Origin of the sequence: Mycobacterium sp. (assembly GCF_049280035.1) — a bacterium.
Taxonomy (GTDB): domain Bacteria; phylum Actinomycetota; class Actinomycetes; order Mycobacteriales; family Mycobacteriaceae; genus Mycobacterium.
Genome location: NZ_JBAPPI010000049.1, coordinates 1 through 17,570 on the forward strand (window position 1 = coordinate 1; position 17,570 = coordinate 17,570).

18 protein-coding genes are annotated in these 17,570 nt (G+C 63.9%); 13 read left to right on the forward strand and 5 right to left on the reverse strand.

The features are described 5' to 3' along the window. From WAN71_RS01590 to WAN71_RS01605, 4 genes are read left to right on the forward strand one after another with little or no spacing between them, the layout of a single operon-like run. Positions 1–585, forward strand: a complete 585-nt coding sequence (locus WAN71_RS01590) for a hypothetical protein (RefSeq protein WP_422223648.1) — start codon at positions 1–3, stop codon at positions 583–585. 33 nt (positions 586–618) lie between these two features. Further along, the gene (locus tag WAN71_RS01595; protein WP_422223649.1) at positions 619–1,323 is read left to right on the forward strand and encodes an ArsR/SmtB family transcription factor; all 705 of its coding nucleotides are present in this window, start codon (positions 619–621) and stop codon (positions 1,321–1,323) included. Between the two features lie 30 nt (positions 1,324–1,353). Continuing rightward, positions 1,354–2,748, forward strand: a complete 1,395-nt coding sequence (gene lpdA, locus WAN71_RS01600) for a dihydrolipoyl dehydrogenase (RefSeq protein WP_422223650.1) — start codon at positions 1,354–1,356, stop codon at positions 2,746–2,748. Positions 2,749–2,753: 5 nt separating this feature from the next. Beyond that, positions 2,754–3,026 (forward strand): hypothetical protein, encoded by a 273-nt coding sequence (locus WAN71_RS01605; protein WP_422223651.1) that lies wholly within the window; start codon positions 2,754–2,756, stop codon positions 3,024–3,026. A gap of 7 nt (positions 3,027–3,033) precedes the next feature. Here the strand turns inward: WAN71_RS01605 and WAN71_RS01610 are convergent, their stop codons facing one another. Together WAN71_RS01610 and ramB are read right to left on the reverse strand one after the other, a co-directional pair. After that, entirely contained in the window at positions 3,034–3,591 is a 558-nt protein-coding gene (locus WAN71_RS01610) for a carboxymuconolactone decarboxylase family protein (RefSeq protein ID WP_422223652.1), read from the reverse strand. After that, a complete protein-coding gene (ramB, locus tag WAN71_RS01615) occupies positions 3,588–5,003 on the reverse strand; it encodes an acetate metabolism transcriptional regulator RamB (protein WP_422223653.1) in 1,416 nt (471 codons plus the stop codon). Before ramB ends, WAN71_RS01610 begins: the two co-directional genes overlap by 4 nt. A gap of 172 nt (positions 5,004–5,175) precedes the next feature. Here ramB and WAN71_RS01620 point away from each other — a divergent pair, with 172 nt between their 5' ends. From WAN71_RS01620 to WAN71_RS01635, 4 genes are all read left to right on the forward strand, one after another. Continuing rightward, positions 5,176–5,973, forward strand: coding sequence for an acyl-ACP thioesterase domain-containing protein (locus WAN71_RS01620; protein WP_422223654.1), 798 nt, complete (start codon positions 5,176–5,178; stop codon positions 5,971–5,973). A gap of 274 nt (positions 5,974–6,247) precedes the next feature. Then, on the forward strand, positions 6,248–7,534 hold the full coding sequence (gene aceA / locus WAN71_RS01625; RefSeq protein ID WP_422223655.1) for an isocitrate lyase: 1,287 nt from the start codon (positions 6,248–6,250) through the stop codon (positions 7,532–7,534). Positions 7,535–7,675: 141 nt separating this feature from the next. Continuing rightward, positions 7,676–8,557 (forward strand): 3-hydroxybutyryl-CoA dehydrogenase, encoded by an 882-nt coding sequence (locus WAN71_RS01630; RefSeq protein WP_422223656.1) that lies wholly within the window; start codon positions 7,676–7,678, stop codon positions 8,555–8,557. A gap of 78 nt (positions 8,558–8,635) precedes the next feature. Continuing rightward, positions 8,636–9,496: a cyclopropane mycolic acid synthase family methyltransferase gene (locus tag WAN71_RS01635; protein ID WP_422223657.1), complete on the forward strand. Its 861-nt coding sequence runs from the start codon at positions 8,636–8,638 to the stop codon at positions 9,494–9,496. Between the two features lie 30 nt (positions 9,497–9,526). On the opposite strand, the gene WAN71_RS01640 is transcribed toward WAN71_RS01635, so the two are convergent. Beyond that, positions 9,527–10,441: a cyclopropane mycolic acid synthase family methyltransferase gene (locus tag WAN71_RS01640; RefSeq protein ID WP_422223658.1), complete on the reverse strand. Its 915-nt coding sequence runs from the start codon at positions 10,439–10,441 to the stop codon at positions 9,527–9,529. 145 nt (positions 10,442–10,586) lie between these two features. On the opposite strand from WAN71_RS01640, the gene kasB reads away from it, so the two are divergent. Both kasB and WAN71_RS01650 read left to right on the forward strand, forming a co-directional pair. Continuing rightward, a complete protein-coding gene (kasB, locus tag WAN71_RS01645) occupies positions 10,587–11,837 on the forward strand; it encodes a 3-oxoacyl-ACP synthase KasB (RefSeq protein ID WP_422223659.1) in 1,251 nt (416 codons plus the stop codon). Positions 11,838–11,971: 134 nt separating this feature from the next. Further along, positions 11,972–12,859 (forward strand): cyclopropane mycolic acid synthase family methyltransferase, encoded by an 888-nt coding sequence (locus WAN71_RS01650; RefSeq protein ID WP_422223660.1) that lies wholly within the window; start codon positions 11,972–11,974, stop codon positions 12,857–12,859. A 63-nt stretch (positions 12,860–12,922) separates the two neighbouring features. On the opposite strand, the gene WAN71_RS01655 is transcribed toward WAN71_RS01650, so the two are convergent. Together WAN71_RS01655 and WAN71_RS01660 are read right to left on the reverse strand one after the other, a co-directional pair. Continuing rightward, positions 12,923–13,942, reverse strand: coding sequence for a prenyltransferase (locus WAN71_RS01655; RefSeq protein WP_422223661.1), 1,020 nt, complete (start codon positions 13,940–13,942; stop codon positions 12,923–12,925). Between the two features lie 54 nt (positions 13,943–13,996). Beyond that, complete coding sequence (locus tag WAN71_RS01660; protein WP_422223662.1) at positions 13,997–14,698, reverse strand: TetR/AcrR family transcriptional regulator; 702 nt, start codon at positions 14,696–14,698, stop codon at positions 13,997–13,999. A gap of 348 nt (positions 14,699–15,046) precedes the next feature. Between WAN71_RS01660 and WAN71_RS01665 the strand changes: the two genes are divergently transcribed. The 3 genes from WAN71_RS01665 (at position 15,047) to WAN71_RS01675 (ending at position 17,536) form a co-directional block, all read left to right on the forward strand. Next, positions 15,047–16,366 (forward strand): DUF445 domain-containing protein, encoded by a 1,320-nt coding sequence (locus WAN71_RS01665; RefSeq protein ID WP_422223665.1) that lies wholly within the window; start codon positions 15,047–15,049, stop codon positions 16,364–16,366. 96 nt (positions 16,367–16,462) lie between these two features. Further along, positions 16,463–16,855 (forward strand): helix-turn-helix domain-containing protein, encoded by a 393-nt coding sequence (locus tag WAN71_RS01670; RefSeq protein WP_422223663.1) that lies wholly within the window; start codon positions 16,463–16,465, stop codon positions 16,853–16,855. 78 nt (positions 16,856–16,933) lie between these two features. Beyond that, entirely contained in the window at positions 16,934–17,536 is a 603-nt protein-coding gene (locus WAN71_RS01675) for a heparin-binding hemagglutinin (protein ID WP_422223664.1), read from the forward strand. Positions 17,537–17,570 lie beyond the last annotated feature (34 nt).

The following is a 17,570-nucleotide window of genomic DNA, read 5'->3' on the forward strand; positions in this document are numbered from 1 at the left end:
CTGCCGAAGACCGAGCCGTACACGCCGACCTTCGACACCGGCGCGCACCCCAAAGCCGAACCGGCGTTCATCGAGCCGGAACCGAAGGCTCGACGCCGCCGATGGTGGCATCGGCGCGCGGACACGTCGGCGACGGAGATAGCGGATGAGCCGGCGAGCACCCCTGACCCGGCGGAACAGGCTGCGACGGACGACGTGCCGCGGTCCGGGCCGCTGCACGCGCCGGCACCGCCCGTCACAGTGCCCGGCCGGTACCACTACCTCAAGTGGTGGCAGCTTTTTCTGATGCTCTTGGCGGTATGGGCTCCGGCGGCAGCGATAGGTGCCGGCCTGTTCTACTGGTGGACCCAGGACAACTCCAAACACAAGACCGCCGTTGTCTTCGTGGTTTTGGTCTACGTCGTCGTGTGCATCGTCGCGGGTTTGATGCTTGCGATGGTGTCCGACCGGCCGTTGGTGTCGGCGTTGGCGATCGCGATGCTGTCGGCGGTGTTCGCATCCGTCGTCGCCGCGGCCCCGGTCTACGGCGCGTTCTACTGTGACCACAGCCACGGTCAGTGCCTGATGGGCATCATCCCGTACTGAGCCCGCCCGCGGCGGCTATGCGAGGCTGGCGGGGTGAGCGGAACCTCGGCCTCCTACCTGCCGGCCGATCGTCACCTCGCCTCAATCGCTGACTTGATCGAAGATCCCGCGCGGGCGACGATGCTCGCGGCCCTGGCCGGCGGGCGGGCGCTACCGGCCGGGGAGCTGGCCCGGCGGGCTCACGTTCATCCCGCCACCGCCTCCGCGCACCTGCGCCGCCTGGTCGAGGGCGGATTGATCCGGGTCAGAGTCCAGGGCCGGCATCGATACCACGAGATCGTTAATCCTGAGGTCGCCGCGGTGCTGGAGGCCATCGCCCACATCGCTCCGCCGGCCCCGGTGCGTTCGCTGCGTGCCCATCGCGCCGCCGTCGCGCTGACCGAGGCACGGACGTGTTATGACCATCTGGCCGGACGCCGCGGCGTGCAGCTGCGCGACCGTCTGCTGGACGTTTCGGCCATCCGCCGCCTCGACGACCGGGATCACGAGCTCACCGACCGCGGGCAGTACTTGCTCGACCAGTTGGGCATCGGCTTGGCGTCGCTGCGGACCAGCCGGCGGGTATTCGCCCGCTGCTGCGTCGACTGGACCGATCGCCGGTTCCACCTGGCCGGAGCGCTGCCCGCCGCGATCACCAGTGAGTTCCTCGCCCGAAGATGGCTCACCCGGGGGCCGGGCCGCAGCCTGCGGGTCGCCGCCGATTACGACGACAACATCGAAAGCTGGCTGGGCACCTGACGCTGGGCCCGCGGCATTAGGGTAGTGGCCGTGACCAACTATGACGTTGTCGTCCTCGGAGCCGGGCCCGGCGGATACGTCGCGGCTATCCGCGCCGCACAGCTGGGATTGAACACGGCCGTCGTCGAATCCAAATACTGGGGCGGAGTCTGTCTCAACGTCGGCTGCATCCCGTCGAAAGCCTTGCTGCGCAACGCCGAACTCGCCCACATCTTTGCCCAAGAAGCCAAGACCTTTGGTATCAACGGTGAGGCGACGTTCGACTACGGCGTCGCTTACGACCGAAGCCGCAAGGTGGCCGAGGGCCGGGTCGCCGGTGTGCACTTCCTGATGAAGAAGAACAAGATCACCGAGATCCACGGTTACGGCAGGTTCACCGACCCCCACACGCTGTCGGTCGAACTCAACGAGGGCGGTACCGAAACGGTCACCTTCGACAACGCGATCATCGCCACCGGCAGCAGCACGCGGCTCGTTCCCGGCACGTCGCTGTCGGCGAATGTCGTCACCTACGAAGAGCAGATCCTTTCCCGCGAACTCCCGGAATCGATTGTGATCGCCGGCGCAGGTGCCATCGGCATGGAATTCGGCTATGTGCTGAAAAACTACGGCGTCGACGTGACCATCGTCGAATTCTTGCCGCGCGCGCTGCCCAACGAAGACGCCGAGGTGTCCAAGGAGATCGAGAAGCAGTTCAAAAAGCTCGGCGTCAAGATCCTCACCGGCACAGGAGTCGAATCGATCGCCGACGACGGGTCCGTCGTCACCGTGACGGTCAGCAAGGACGGCAAGTCGGAGGACCTCAAGGCGCAAAAGGTGTTGCAGGCCATCGGGTTTGCGCCCAACGTCGAAGGCTATGGGTTGGACAACGCCGGGGTCGCGCTGACCGACCGCAAAGGCATCGGGATCGCCGACTATATGCAGACCAACGTCAACCACATTTACGCCATCGGCGACGTCACCGGGCTGCTGCAGCTGGCCCACGTTGCCGAGGCTCAGGGTGTGGTTGCGGCCGAAACCATCGCCGGCGCAGAGACTTTGGCACTCGGCGACTACCGCATGCTGCCGCGCGCCACATTCTGCCAGCCGCAGGTGGCCAGCTTCGGACTCACCGAGGAGCAGGCCCGCGACGAGGGTTATGACGTTGAGGTCGCGAAGTTCCCGTTCACCGCCAACGCCAAGGCGCACGGCCTCGGCGATCCCAGTGGATTCGTCAAACTCATTGCCGACGCCAAACACGGCGAGCTGCTCGGCGGGCACCTGATTGGCCACGACGTCTCCGAGTTGCTGCCGGAGCTGACGCTGGCGCAGAAGTGGGATCTGACCGCATACGAGTTGGCCCGCAACGTCCACACCCACCCGACGATGTCAGAGGCGCTGCAAGAGTGCTTCCACGGGCTGACCGGGCACATGATCAACTTCTGACGCCGATGCGTACCGAATCGATTTGGACCGTCATCGGCGGAGCGCTCGCCGGCTACGTTCTGTGGCTGGTGGCGATTTCGATCGGCGACGCCATCACCACGGTGAGCCTGTGGAGCCTGGTCGTGCTGGGACTCTCGGCGGCATTCGCGCTCTGGGCGGTGTTATGGGGACGGCGCCTGCGACAGCGGCGAAGCTATCCGCTGGCGTCGTTCGCCTTTGCGCTGCCGGTTCTTCCCGTCGTGCTGTCGTTAGCCGTGCTGGTCCGCTGCTACCTATGACAGAACGCTACCGAGGGTTGTCCAGCGGAATGTCAAGCGCCGACATGGTGGCCGCCAGTCCGTCGTATTGCCCTGCAAGCATGCAGAATTCGATGAGCTGACGCCGATCGAGGTGGCTGGCCAGCTGCTGCCAGACCTCAGCGCTGATCGAGCGGTTGTTGATGAACTCGTCGGTGGCGCTCAACAGCGCCCGCTGCCGAGGCGTCAGCCCGCTGAAGTCTTGCGCCGGGTTCTGCCAGGCGAAGATCATGGCCTGCGTCTCGTCATTCAGGCCGCGGCGGCGTCCCATCTTCCGGTGATGCTGCAGCTCGTATTCGGAACCGCGCAGATGCGCGACCCGCAGGATCACCAACTCGGTGTCGGCCTGTGGCAACCGGCCCCGCAGCAGCAAGGCAGCATACGGCGTCATCGCCAAGAACAGTCGCTTGTGCTGCCCCAGCGTGGTGAACAGGTGCATCTGCGGTGCGCCGACCGTGCGGGCGGCGGACTTCGCCAAGATCCAATTGATCAGTCCCAAGTCGCGGAACCGTCCCGACGGGATACGACCGACTTGAGTGCCGGTCATGCTTGCTTCACCAGGTAGGGCGAGACCGTGCTGCGGTGCTCGTCGAGGTCGAGTGCGCGGCCCAGAGCGGGGAACGCCCGTTGTGGGCAGTTATCGCGTTCGCAGACCCGGCAGCCCGCGCCGATCGGTGTTGCGATGTCCCCGGACAAGTCGAGTCCTTCCGAGTAGACGAGCCGATGGGCGTGCCGGAGTTCGCAGCCCAGCCCGATCGCGAAGGTTTTACCGGGCTGACCATACCGTGATGCGCGCCGCTCGACGGTGCGGGCCACCCACATGTAATTGCGGCCGTCGGGCATCTGGGCGATCTGCACCAGGATCTTGCCCGGGTTGGCGAAGGTCTCATAGACGTTCCACAGCGGGCAGGTGCCGCCGCTGGAGGAGAAGTGAAAACCGGTGGCCGACTGGCGTTTTGACATGTTCCCGGCGCGGTCGACCCGGATGAATGAAAACGGGACGCCCCGCATCGACGGCCGCTGCAGGGTGGACAGCCGGTGTCCGATGGTCTCGTAGCTCACCGAGTAGAACGCCGAGAGCCGCTCGATGTCGTGACGGAAGTTCTCCGCGACGTCGTGGAACTGCCGGTACGGCAGAACGGCGGCCGCGGCGAAGTAGTTCGCCAGCCCGAGCCGGGCCAGCGTGCGCGACTCGTCGCTGGTGAACTTGCCTTCGGTGACCATGCCGTCGATGAGATCGCCGAACTCCAGATACGCCAGCTCGGCGGCCAGCTTGAACACCTGTTGGCCCACCGAAAGGTGGTTGCTGATCTCCAGCGTCTTGGATCCCGGGTCATAACGGTGCAGCACGGTGTCGCCGAGGTCGATGCGCTTGTTGATGTGCACGCCGTGCACCTCGGTAAGCCGCCGGGACAACTCGCCGGCCAGATCGCCGTGGTGCATCCGCATCCGGGTGGTCAGGTCTTCGGCTGCGGTGTCCAGCTCGTGCAGATAGTTCTGGCGCTGGTAGAAGTAGTCGCGCACCTCTTCATGCGGCATGGTGATCGACCCGCTGCCGCTGCCGTCGGAGAACCGCTCCTCGGTGGCGGCGGCCAGCTGAGCGGTGGTGATCCGGTAGCGGCGATGCAGGTTGACCATGGCCCGCGCAAACCCCGGATGCCCGTTGACGATCTCGGCGACTTCGGGCAGGTCGACATCAATGTCCAGATCGCGGTCCATGGTCACTTCGCGCAGTTCGGCGACCAGCCGGGTGTCGTCCTGCGAGGCGAAGAAGGTGGCGTCCACCCCGAAGACTTCGGTGATCCGCAGTAGCACGGCCACCGTCAGGGGCCGGACGTCGTGCTCGATCTGGTTGAGATAGCTCGGCGAGATATCCAGCATCTGTGCCAGCGCGGCCTGGCTGAAGCCGCGCTCGTTTCGCAGCTGCCGAACCCGTGAGCCGACGAACGTCTTGGACACCCGGTCAGCCTACCTGCGTTGCTAAGACGCGGTTTGCAGAGTTGGCAGCACGTTCTGGATTGGCCCCGCGGCGAGGTCGTTTGGCATGATTCTCTCTTGGGGGGAGCCTAAGCTAGGCCGTCTAGCAACGCGACGGATCGGGCCAGCATGAGCAGCAGCGGGGAGTGAAACCGTGACCCTGGACAAAGTGATGATGCCGGTCCCGGATGGTCATCCTGACGTCTTCGATCGTGAGTGGCCGCTGCGCGTCGCCGACATCGACCGCGGCGGGCGGCTACGCTTCGATGCCGCCGCCCGCCATATTGTGGACATTGGCCAGGATCAGTTGCGCGAGATGGGCTTTGAGGAAACCCATCCGCTCTGGATCGTCCGCCGGACGATGATCGACCTGATCCGTCCGATCGAGTTCGGCGACATGCTGCGGATGCGCCGGTGGTGTTCGGGAACATCGAACCGCTGGTGTGAGATGCGGGTCCGCATAGATGGGAAGCGCGGGCGCGGCCTCATCGAGTCCGAGGGCTTTTGGATCAACTTCAACCGCGACACCCAGACGCCGGCACGGATCGCCGACGACTTCCTCGGGGGCCTGCGGAAAACCACTGATATCGATCGGCTGCGGTGGAAGGCCTATCTGAAGGCGGGCAGTCGCGACGACGCTGCGGAGATCCACGAGTTTCCGGTTCGGTTCACTGACATCGACTTTTTCGACCACATGAACAACTCCGTGTACTGGAGTGTGGTCGAGGACTACCTCGCGTCCTGCCCGGAACTGCTCAAAGCGCCGCTGCGGGTGACCATCGAGCACGACGCCGCGGCGGCGCTGGGCGACAAGCTGGAGATCATCTCGCACGTGCATCCACCCGGATCGACCGACCGATTCGGCGCTGACCTGGCTGATCGCACTGTTAGAACGCTCACATATGCCGTCGGTGACGAGACGAAAGCGGTCGCGTCGATCTTCGCGCTTTAACCGTACGGCCGTCATGCAAACGCTCGCCCTGACCTGCGAATTTAAGTTACTGGCTGGTAGCAACTGAACCGTTTCAGTTAGCACCAACCTTCGCAAGCTTTGCAAAAAGGTGCGAAGCCCTAACCAGAATTGGCAACTGAAATGGGTGGACCTGCGAAGCTAACCTGTGCCATCTTCGACTTAGCAGATCAGCAAAGATGCCGAGGGTCTTAACAAGCCTGGAAATTCGGGCCCTCGGAGTCACCAACCTTTAGAACCTTGAGGAGCAGCGCAAATGTCTAGCGTTGGCACGCCGAAGAACGCCGAACAGATCCAGCACGACTGGGACACGAACCCGCGCTGGAAGGACATCACCCGTACTTACAAAGCTGCCGACGTCGTCGCACTGCAGGGCAGCGTGGTCGAGGAGCACACCCTGGCCCGCCGCGGCGCAGAGGTGCTGTGGAACCAGCTGCACGACCTGGAGTTCGTCAACGCGCTGGGCGCCCTGACCGGAAACATGGCGGTGCAGCAGGTCCGCGCCGGCCTGAAGGCCATCTACCTGTCGGGTTGGCAGGTCGCGGGCGACGCGAACCTTTCCGGCCACACTTATCCCGACCAGAGCCTGTACCCGGCCAACTCGGTGCCGCAGGTGGTGCGCCGCATCAACAACGCACTGCTGCGCGCCGACGAGATCGCCACGGTCGAGGGCGACACGTCCGTCGAGAACTGGCTCGCCCCGATCGTCGCCGACGGTGAGGCCGGCTTCGGTGGCGCGCTGAACGTCTACGAACTGCAGAAGGCCATGATCGCCGCCGGTGTCGCCGGCTCGCACTGGGAAGACCAGCTGGCTTCGGAGAAGAAATGTGGCCACCTCGGTGGCAAGGTGCTGATCCCCACCCAGCAGCACATCCGCACGCTGACCTCCGCCCGCCTGGCCGCCGACGTTGCCGGCGTGCCGACGGTTGTCATCGCCCGCACCGACGCCGAGGCGGCCACCCTGATCACCTCCGACGTCGACGAGCGCGACCGCCCGTTCATCACCGGTGAGCGCACCGCCGAGGGCTTCTACCGGGTGAAGAACGGCCTGGAGCCGTGCATCGCTCGGGCCAAGGCCTACGCGCCGTACTCCGACCTGATCTGGATGGAGACCGGCACGCCGGACCTGGAGCTGGCCCGCAAGTTCGCCGAGGGCGTCAAGAGCGAGTTCCCGGACCAGTTGCTGGCCTACAACTGCTCGCCGTCGTTCAACTGGCGCAAGCACCTCGACGACTCGACCATCGCAAGGTTCCAAAAAGAGCTTGGTGCAATGGGATTCAAGTTCCAGTTCATCACGCTGGCCGGCTTCCACGCGCTGAACTACTCGATGTTCGACCTGGCTTACGTCTACGCCCGCAACCAGATGAGCGCCTACGTCGAGCTGCAGGAGCGCGAGTTCGCCGCCGAGGAGCGCGGTTACACCGCGACCAAGCACCAGCGCGAGGTCGGTGCCGGTTACTTCGACCGCATCGCCACCACGGTGGACCCGACCTCCTCGACGACCGCTCTGGCTGGATCGACCGAAGAGGGTCAGTTCCACTGACCCTCTGGCGCCGAGCGTGAAACTGTGGCGACTTTTCGGCCGATTTTTCGCCGTGAGTTCACGTTGGGCGCAGTGAGGAGAAGTTGACAGCGCAGGCCCTGCCCGGCGATGTTGGGCGGGGCCTGTTGCTGTCAGCCGGGCATGGGCCGCGGAGCCGTAAGGAGAAATGTGTCAATCGAACTTGTGGGAGTCATCGGGGCCGGCCAAATGGGCGCCGGCATCGCCGAAGTGTCGGCGCGCGCCGGGGTTGACGTGCTGGTCTACGAGCCGACCGAGGCCTTAACCACGGCTGGGCGCAATCGGATCGTCAAGTCGGTCGAGCGCGGTGTCAGCGCGGGGAAGATCACCGAGCGCGAGCGCGACGCTGCGGTCGCCAAGCTGAAATTCACCACCGATCTTTCCGGGCTGGCCGATCGGCAGCTGGTCATCGAGGCCGTGGTCGAGGACGAGGACGTCAAAACCGCCATCTTCGCCGAGCTGGATCGCGTGATCACCGACCCGGATGCTGTCCTGGCATCCAACACGTCGAGCATTCCGATCATGAAGGTGGCTGCCGCCACCGCCAATCCGGGCCGAGTCCTGGGTTTGCATTTCTTCAACCCCGTTCCGGTGCTGCCACTGGTGGAGTTGGTCAGCACACTGCTCACCGACGAGGCCGCGGCCGCCCGCACCGAGGAATTCGCCAGCGCAGTGCTGAAGAAGCAGGTTGTGCGGTGCTCGGACCGATCCGGCTTCGTGGTCAACGCGTTGTTGGTGCCCTACCTGCTTTCGGCGATCCGGATGGTCGAGGCCGGCTTTGCCACCGTCGAGGATGTCGACAAGGCGGTGGTTGCCGGACTGTCGCATCCGATGGGACCGCTGCGGTTGTCCGATCTCATCGGCCTCGACACCTTGAACCTGATCGCGGACAAGATGTTTCAAGAGTTCAAAGACCCGCAATACGGTGCTCCGCCCCTTTTGCTGCGTATGGTCGAGGCGGGCTTGCTGGGGAAGAAATCCGGCAAGGGCTTCTACTCCTACTAAGGTTCCACTAGCGTCCGGCCGACTCGTGTCCGGCGCCGAGGTTGATTGCCAAGTTCGAGCGTAAGGTACTGTCGCGAAATGTCTAAGTTGAGGCCGTTTTACGAAGAGTCGCAGTCGATTTACGATGTTTCCGACGAGTTTTTTGCCCTCTTTTTGGACCCTACGATGGGTTATACGTGCGCGTATTTTGAGCATGACGACTTGAGCCTCGAAGAGGCACAGACAGCCAAATTCGATCTGGCGCTGGGCAAGTTGAACCTCGAGCCAGGGATGACGCTGCTCGACATCGGTTGCGGGTGGGGCGGGGCGCTGGCCCGGGCGGTCGAGAAATACGACGTCAATGTGATCGGAATCACCCTCAGCCGCAACCAGTCCGAATACAGCACGGCCAGGTTGGCGAAGATCCCGACGAAGCGCAATGTCGAGGTGCGGCTGCAGGGCTGGGAAGAGTTCGACGAGAAGGTTGATCGGATCGTGTCCATCGGTGCGTTCGAAGCGTTCAAGGCAGAGCGGTATCGAGCCTTCTTCGAGCGGTCCTACGACATCCTTCCCAATGGCGGCCGGATGTTGCTGCACACGATATTGGCGCACACGCCAAAGTACTTCCGCGACAACGGAATCGCGGTAACCATTAGCGATCTGAAGTTCATGAGGTTCATCGGAACCGAAATCTTTCCCGGTGGCCAGCTGCCCGCTGTCGAAGACATTATCGAGTTGTCGCAGACCGCCGACTTCGCTGTCGAGAAGGTCCAATTGCTGCGCCCGCATTATGCACGGACGTTGGACATGTGGGCAGCTAATCTGCGGGACAACCGCGAACGCGCCATCGTCGTCCAGTCCGAAGAGGTCTACCACCGCTACATGCGGTATTTGACCGGTTGCGCGGACTTTTTCCGCAGGGGTATCTGCAATGTAGGCCAGTTCACCGTTACCAAGTAGGCGGGCACCGCCCTGCGTCGCCGACGCCGTTCAGGCGGGCGATTTCTCCATGGTGAACTGGCACACGTCGGTGTAGCCGTCGCGGAACAGTTCTCGACAGCCGGTCAGGTACTTCATGAAGGTGTTGTAGACGTCTTCGCCTTTCAGCTCGATCGCCTCGTCCCGATGCGCTTCCAGTGCCTTGGCCCACGTATCCAGGGTGCGCACGTAGTTGTGCCCGATCATGTGATGACGGGTGATGTGGAAACCGGCGGCGGTGGCGTAGTCATCGACGATGTCGATCTGCGGTAAGCGACCCCCGGGGTAAATCTCTTTCCGGATGAAGCTGATGAACCGCACCAGCGACATCGTCGTCGTCAACCCCATCTTTTTGCCCTCTTCGGCCGTCGGCACCACGATGGAGTGCAACAGCATGACGCCGTCGTCGGGCATGACGTTGTAGCACATCTTGAAAAAGTCGGCGTAGCGCTCATAGGTGCCGATGCCGTCGGCGAAATGCTCGAACGCACCCAGGGAAACAATGCGGTCCACCGGTTCGTCGAACTCTTCCCAGCCCTGCAGCCGAACGTCCTTGGTCCGCGGACTGTCCATCTCGGCGAACTTCTGCGTGTCGTGAGCCAGCTGGTTTTCGCTCAACGTCAAGCCGATCACATTGACGTCATACTTTTCGATCGCGTGCCGCATGGTGGAGCCCCAGCCACAACCGATGTCGAGCAGCGTCATGCCGGGCTTCAGCCCTAGCTTGTCCAGCGCCAGATCGCGCTTTGCCCGCTGCGCCTCTTCCAACGTCATGTCGTCGCGCTCGAAGTACGCGCAACTGTAGGTCATCGACGGATCGAGCCACAGCTTGAAGAATTCGTTCGAGCGGTCATAGTGCGACTTGATGTTGCCGACATCTGGCTTCAGAGCCGTCTCACCAGCGTGTTCACTTCCGCGCGTCGTCATGGCCGAACCTATACCCCTCGTCAGTACGCGACAATCACTGCCGACGCCCATGTTATAGCCGTGTCCAGTTTCCGACGGCCAGCCGCCGCCGGATCTACGATTTTATTCGTAGCTGCGGGGGTACCGGATTGGTGGAAGTAACGCTATGGCGCAGCTGTCGACCGGAAATGGTCTCCCCGATGTGGTCGTCACCGGCATCGCAATGACGACTGCCCTGGCTACCGACGCTGACAGCACCTGGAAGAAGCTGCTGGACGGACAGAGCGGGATCCGCAAGCTCGATGATCCATTCATCGAGGAGTTCGACCTACCGGTTCGAATCGGTGGACATCTGCTCGAGGATTTCGACCACGAGCTGACGCGAATCGAACTGCGCCGGTTCCTGCGTCTGCAGAAGATGTCGACCGTGGTCGGCCGGCGAGTTTGGGCCAACGCCGGCTCGCCCGCGGTCGACACCAACCGGTTGATGGTTTCCATCGGTACCGGGATGGGCTCGACTGACGAAATGATCGACGCCTACGACGACATCCGTGAACGCGGTATCAGAGCTATTGGCCCGTTGGGCGTGCAGAAAGCCATGCCCAACGCGGCGGCCGCAGCTGTCGGGCTGGAACGTGGCGCTAAGGCTGGGATCGCCACGCCGGTGTCTGCTTGTGCCTCTGGGAGCGAGGCCATCGCCCAGGCGTGGCGCGAACTCGTGCTCGGTGAGGCCGACATCGCGATCTGCGGCGGCGTCGAGACCAGGATCGAGGCCGTCCCGATCGCTGCGTTCGCTCAGCTGCAGTTGCTGTCGATGAACAATGACGATCCGGCCGGCGCGTGCCGCCCGTTCGATAGGGACCGCGACGGCTTGGTGTTCGCCGAAGCCGGTGCGCTGATGGTCATCGAGATCGAGGACCACGCAAAAGCCCGCGGCACCAACATTTTCGGTCGACTGATGGGCGCCGGCATCACCTCAGACGGCCACCACATCGTGGCCCCCGATCCCAGTGGTGAACGCGCCGGCCACGCGATCACGCGGGCGATCCAGCTTGCTGGGCTGACTCCGCGCGACATCGATCACGTCGACGCGCACGCGACCGGCACCGCCGTCGGCGACCTGGCCGAGGCGAAGGCAATTAACAATGCGTTGGGCGCCCACCGACCGGCGGTCTACGCGCCGAAGGCGGCGCTGGGCCATTCGATTGGCGCAGTCGGCGCAGTGGAGTCGATTCTGACGGTGCTGGCCCTATGGGACGGCATCATCCCGCCGACGTTGAACCTGCGCAATCTTGATCCGCAGATCGATCTGGATGTGGTGGCCGATGAGCCGCGCACTGGCGACTACCGGTACGCGATCAACAATTCGTTCGGTTTCGGCGGCCACAACGTCGCCTTGGCCTTCGGAAGATATTGACGCCGACCCTGCGCCGATTCACCTGCGATAAGGTGTCCGGGTTCCCGGATCGTGAAAAAGTAGGTTATACATGTCGTGCGCGACAGCAGAACCTAACGACCTGAACACGATCCACCTTGAAAGGTCAATCTCAGATGACGGATAGCGGGTCGGGTGGCTCGCCGAAATTGCGGCCGGCCTACGAGGACGTTCAAGCCCATTACGACCTCTCCAATGATTTCTTCGGGCTATTCCAGGATCCGACGCGGACGTACAGCTGTGCGTTCTACGAACGCGATGACATGACGCTGGAAGAAGCCCAGATCGCCAAGATCGACCTCGCCCTCGGCAAGCTTGGCCTGCAGCCCGGAATGACGCTGCTCGACGTCGGCTGCGGCTGGGGCTCGGTGATGAAGCGCGCTGTCGAACGATACGACGTCAACGTCGTGGGGCTGACCTTGAGCAAGAACCAGTGCGCTCTGGGGCAACAGCTGCTGGATCAGATTGACACCGGCCGCTCCCGGCGAATGCTGCTGCGGGGCTGGGAGGAGTTCGACGAGCCCGTCGACCGCATTGTCAGCATCGAAGCATTCGAGGCCTTCCCCAAATCGCGCTATAAGGCCTTCTTCGATACGTGCCACCGCGTCATGCCAAGCGACGGTCGGATGGTCCTGCAGACGATCATGGGTCATCCGCTCAAGCGTTGGCCCGAGATGGGCATCCCGATTACCATGGCCGATCTCCGGTTTATGCGGTTCATCGCCGCGGAGATTTTTCCCGGCGGCGCAGTGCCGTGCGACGAGGACGTGATCGAATACTCAACCAACGCGGGGTTTTCGGTCGAAGAACTGCAGAAGATGACCGCCGACTACGTCCGGACACTCGATACCTGGTCGGAGAGGCTGGAAGCCGCCCGCGACGACGCCATCGCGGTGACCTCCACTGAGGTCTACGACCGCTACATGCGTTATCTGACCGGATGTTCTGATTTCTTCCAGCGGAACGTCTCTGAGGTGGGACAGTTCACCCTGGTGAAGGGATAGCGGGCCGAGCTCGTCCCAGGGCTACACCGACGTCTGCCAATACACGTGCGAGAAGGCGAACAGCTAGCCGAGTAAATCGGCCGGCAGCAGCGCGCCGATCGCCAGGCCCACCACCAGCAATGCCCCCGCTTGGCGCACGTGCACCCAGGCCAGCGCGGCGTACCACAGTGGCCATACCGGGAAGTTGGCCGGCGGCTCGTCGGGTGGCGGACGGCGGAAATACGGCCACACCTTGACAAGTCGCGGCAGCGCCGCCACGACAAGCAGCGCCGGCCACGGCATCGCTTTGGCCAGCACCGCCGCCACAACCAGCAGATAAAACCCGACCATCATTCCGAGCGTCACCGCGCGGGCACGCGCTTCCCCGAAGATCACCGGCAACGTGCGGATGCCAAGCGGCTGGTCGTATGGGATTTTGTCAATGTGCTTGCCCATCAACACTGTTGTGCACAGCAGGCCGTACGGTAGCGACGCCAGCAGCACATCCCAGCCGACGCTGCCCACCGCTGAGTAGTACGTTCCGCACACCATCAGCGGACCCCAGACCACCAGTACATCGGGCTCACCGAGGCCACGCTTCTTGAGTCGTACCGGCGGCGCTGTGTAAGCAACGCTGAGCACAAAACCCGACAACGCGAAGGCCAGCACGGGCCAGCCGCGTGCCCACGTCAGCACGATCAGGATCACCAGGTCGGCCAGGTTCACCACGGCGATCGCGGTGAGCAGGGTGCGGCGGCTGACCAGACCCGAGAGGACTGGGTGCGGCGCGTAAAGGGCACGCGGGTAACTGGAGCTGTCCAGGCCGGTCTGGGTGTCGAACAGGTCGTTCATCAAGTTATTGACGATGTGCGCCAACAGGATTCCGGCGATTGCGAGAACGAGCCAGCGCCAATCGAATCCGGGCCGGCCGACCGCCAGCAGCGCTGCGACCAGGCCGGCGAACAGGGTCATCGGCAACACCGCGGCGCGGGTGACGACGATCCAGCGGGTGACGAAGTCGACCGGCCCGTCCGGTGGCGGGTTGGTCGTACGCAGGGCATAGCCCCAGGAGCTGAGCCGGGAGCGGACCGTCGCTTCAGTCATGGCGCCGCTCCTCCTCATCGCTTCGCTCTGCATCGTCGCCGGCGCGAGTCATGTTCAGGAACCTAGCGGCGGCACGATCGGCGACGGGTGTGGTTGGCCGCGGAACTTCTCCAGCGAGCCGGCGACCTCGACGATCCCGCACAGCGCGCTCCAACTCAGCATGGTCAGATAGTCGATCAGCTCGTCGGAACTCATCCGAGGTTCCAGCAGCCACGAGTGGGTGGCCAGTTGGACGCCGCCGACGGTGTGGTACGCCCACGGCTCCACCCCGCCGACGTCCATCCCGGCCGCTTTCATGCGGCGGCGCAACACCACCGCGAGCATGCGGGCGATGATCCGCTCGGAGTCCGCGATCACCTTGCTCTTGCTAGCCGAACTGTTGGCCATCACGAACCGGTACGGCTCCGGTTGGTTTGCAACGGTGTGCACGTACACCCGGATGATCTCGCGGGTCAGCTCGAAGCCGTCCATTTTCGACGACAGCGCTGCGGTCATGTTCGGGATCAGGGTGATCTGCGCGAACCGCATCATCACCGCGGTCGTCAGGTCGTTCTTGTCGACGAAATAGCGGTAGAGCACCGTCTTGGAGACGCCGATTTCGCTGGCAATCTCGTCCATGCTCACGAAGCGACCGCGGCGCCGGATCGCGTCGATTGTCCCGTCGATCAGCTCATTGCGGCGGTCCACCTTGTGCTGGTGCCAACGTCGCTTGCGGCCATCGGTTTTTACCGTCCCCGCGGGGACCTGCTTTGCCACTATCGCCGATTCCTATCAACTTACTTGACTCATGTCATAGTACGGGTTATCGACGCGGCTTTCTCGGCTCGCACCTCCTACGACGGAGCTTGGTCGTCGAAGCGGTAACAGTTACCGCACCTGTTCGTCCGGCTTTCTGCAGAGGCGGATGGTGCCCCGCCGGGCGCGCATTGCCACCGCCCTATCCCATTGTTCGGCCCTTCTCGGGCCGTACCCGGCCCGCATCGTCGCCGAACTGCAGCGCGGATAGCGGATGATGGTGTGGTGGCACTGGGACTGAACGACAGACCCAATCCGGGACCCAAGCACCGGGCCGATTCGCGAGGCCCGCGGCCGGCGCGGACGGATCTGGCAACGCTGCCCTCGCCGGAGCCCCGCAAACCCTCCTCCTTCGCCGAGTCGTTCGCCGGGGCCGACCCGCAGGCCGACGCCGAGCGACGTCGGGCGCTGCGACGAATGAAAGTGGTGGCGCTGAGTTTTCTGGTTGGCGCCACCGCGGTGTTCCTGGGCTGCCGATGGGCGCAGTCGGCCGGCGTCGCCGCCACCTGGGTGGGCTATGTCGGGGCCGCCGGGGAAGCGGGCATGGTCGGCGCGTTAGCGGACTGGTTCGCGGTGACGGCGCTGTTCAAGCACCCGCTCGGGATCCCGATCCCGCACACCGCGATCATCAAACGCAAGAAGGACCAGTTGGGCGAGGGCCTGGGCACCTTCGTGCGGGAAAACTTCCTTTCGCCGCAGGTCGTGGAGACCAAGCTTCGTGACGCAGAGATCCCGAGCCGGCTGGGCAAGTGGCTGTCGGACACGTCGCATGCCCAGCGAGTGGCCGCCGAGAGCGCGACCGTGCTGCGGGTCATGGTGGAACTGCTGCGCGACGACGACGTCCAGACCATCATCGACCGGATGATTGTGCGGCGCATCGCCGAGCCGCAGTGGGGGCCGCCGGTGGGCCGGGTGTTGGCAACGCTGCTAGCCGAGCATCGGCAGGAGGCGCTGATCCAGTTGTTGGCCGACCGCGCATTTCAGTGGTCGCTGAACGCCGGAGAGGTCATCCAGCGGGTAGTCGAGCGCGATTCGCCGAGCTGGTCGCCGAGATTCATCGACCACCTCGTCGGCGACCGTATCCATCGCGAGCTGATGGACTTCACCGACAAGGTGCGCCGCAACCCGGATCACGAACTGCGCCGGTCGGCCACCCGCTTCCTGTTCGAGTTCGCCGACGACCTGCAGCATGACGAGGCGACGATCGCACGGGCTGAGGCGGTCAAAGAGCAGTTGATGGCCCGCGAGGAGGTCACCAACGCTGCCGCGACGGCCTGGAAGACGCTGAAACGCCTGGTGCTCGAGGGTGTGGACGACCCGTCCAGCGCCTTGCGCACCCGCATCACCGACGCGGTGGTGCAGATCGGCGAATCGCTGCGCGACGACGCCGACCTGCGGGACAAGGTGGACAGCTGGATCGTGCGGGCCGCTGAGCACTTGGTCGCCCAGTATGGGGTCGAGATCACTGCGATTATTACCGACACCATCGAGCGCTGGGACGCCGATGAGGCCAGCCGGCGCATTGAACTGCACGTCGGCCGTGACCTGCAATTTATCCGGATCAACGGCACCGTCGTGGGCTCGCTGGCCGGGCTGGCCATCTACGGACTAGCCCAGTTGCTGTTCTGAGCACTGCTAACTAGTGCTTGCAAAAGTTAGCACTAGGTTTTACTGTGGGGCACGTCCGCACCGACCAATCCGACATAAGGACTCAAGGGAGCAGCCATGCCGCAGGAAGAAAAGCTTGCCGCTGTGGTGTCTACCGCTGCGTCCGACATCGGCAGCTTCATCAGGGCGCAGCGCGAAGCGGCGCAAGTGTCGGTGCGACAGTTGGCGGAAAAAGCCGGTGTCAGCAATCCGTACCTCAGCCAGATCGAGCGCGGATTGCGTATACCGTCCGCTGGTGTGCTCAACCAGATCGCCAAGGCGCTGCGGGTCTCCGCCGAGGTTCTCTACGTGCAGGCCGGGATTCTCGAGCCGAGCGATCCCAGCGAAGTCCGCGACGCCATCATCACCGACACGGCGATCACCGAGCGGCAGAAACAGGTCCTGCTGGACATCTACACGTCCTTCGTCCAGCAGAACGAAGCTGACCGTGAGGAGACTGCACCTGCGTAGACCCTCCACAACCGCCTAGCTCGTGATTGAGCAATGCCAACCGATTGATACATAACGAAAACCACGAAAGGAAACACGATGGCCGACAACCCGACCATTGACGACCTGAAGGCCCCTTTGCTTGCTGCGCTGGGTGCCGCCGACCTGGCCCTGGCCACGGTCAACGACCTGCTCCTCGAGCTGCGTGACCGCGCCGAAGAGACCCGCACCGACACCCGCAGCCGGGTCGAGGAGCGCCGCGCCCGTCTGACCAAGCGGCGGGAGGAGCTGCCCGAGCAACTGCGCGAGCAGCTTCGCGAGCTGCGCGAGCGGTTCACCGCTGACGAGTTGCGCAGCGCCGCGGAAGGCTATGTCGAGGCGGCGACCGATCGGTACAACGAGCTGGTCGAGCGCGGCGAGGCCGCCCTGGAGCGGCTGCGCAGCCAGCAGACCTTCGAGGACGCGTCGGCGCGTGCCCGGGAAAGCGTCGACCAGGCGGTCGAGTTGACCCAGGAGGCCCTGGGCACCGTTGCGTCGCAGACCCGCGCGGTCGGCGAGCGTGCCGCCAAGCTGGTCGGCATCGAGCTGCCCAAGAAGAAGGCCCCGGCCAAGAAGGCGGCCAAGAAGGCCCCGGCTAAGAAGGCTGCGGTCAAGAAGGCTCCGGCCAAGAAGGGTGCGGCCAAGAAGGTCACCCAGAAGTAATGACGCGGTCCGCGTTGCCCGGAAAGGGCAACGC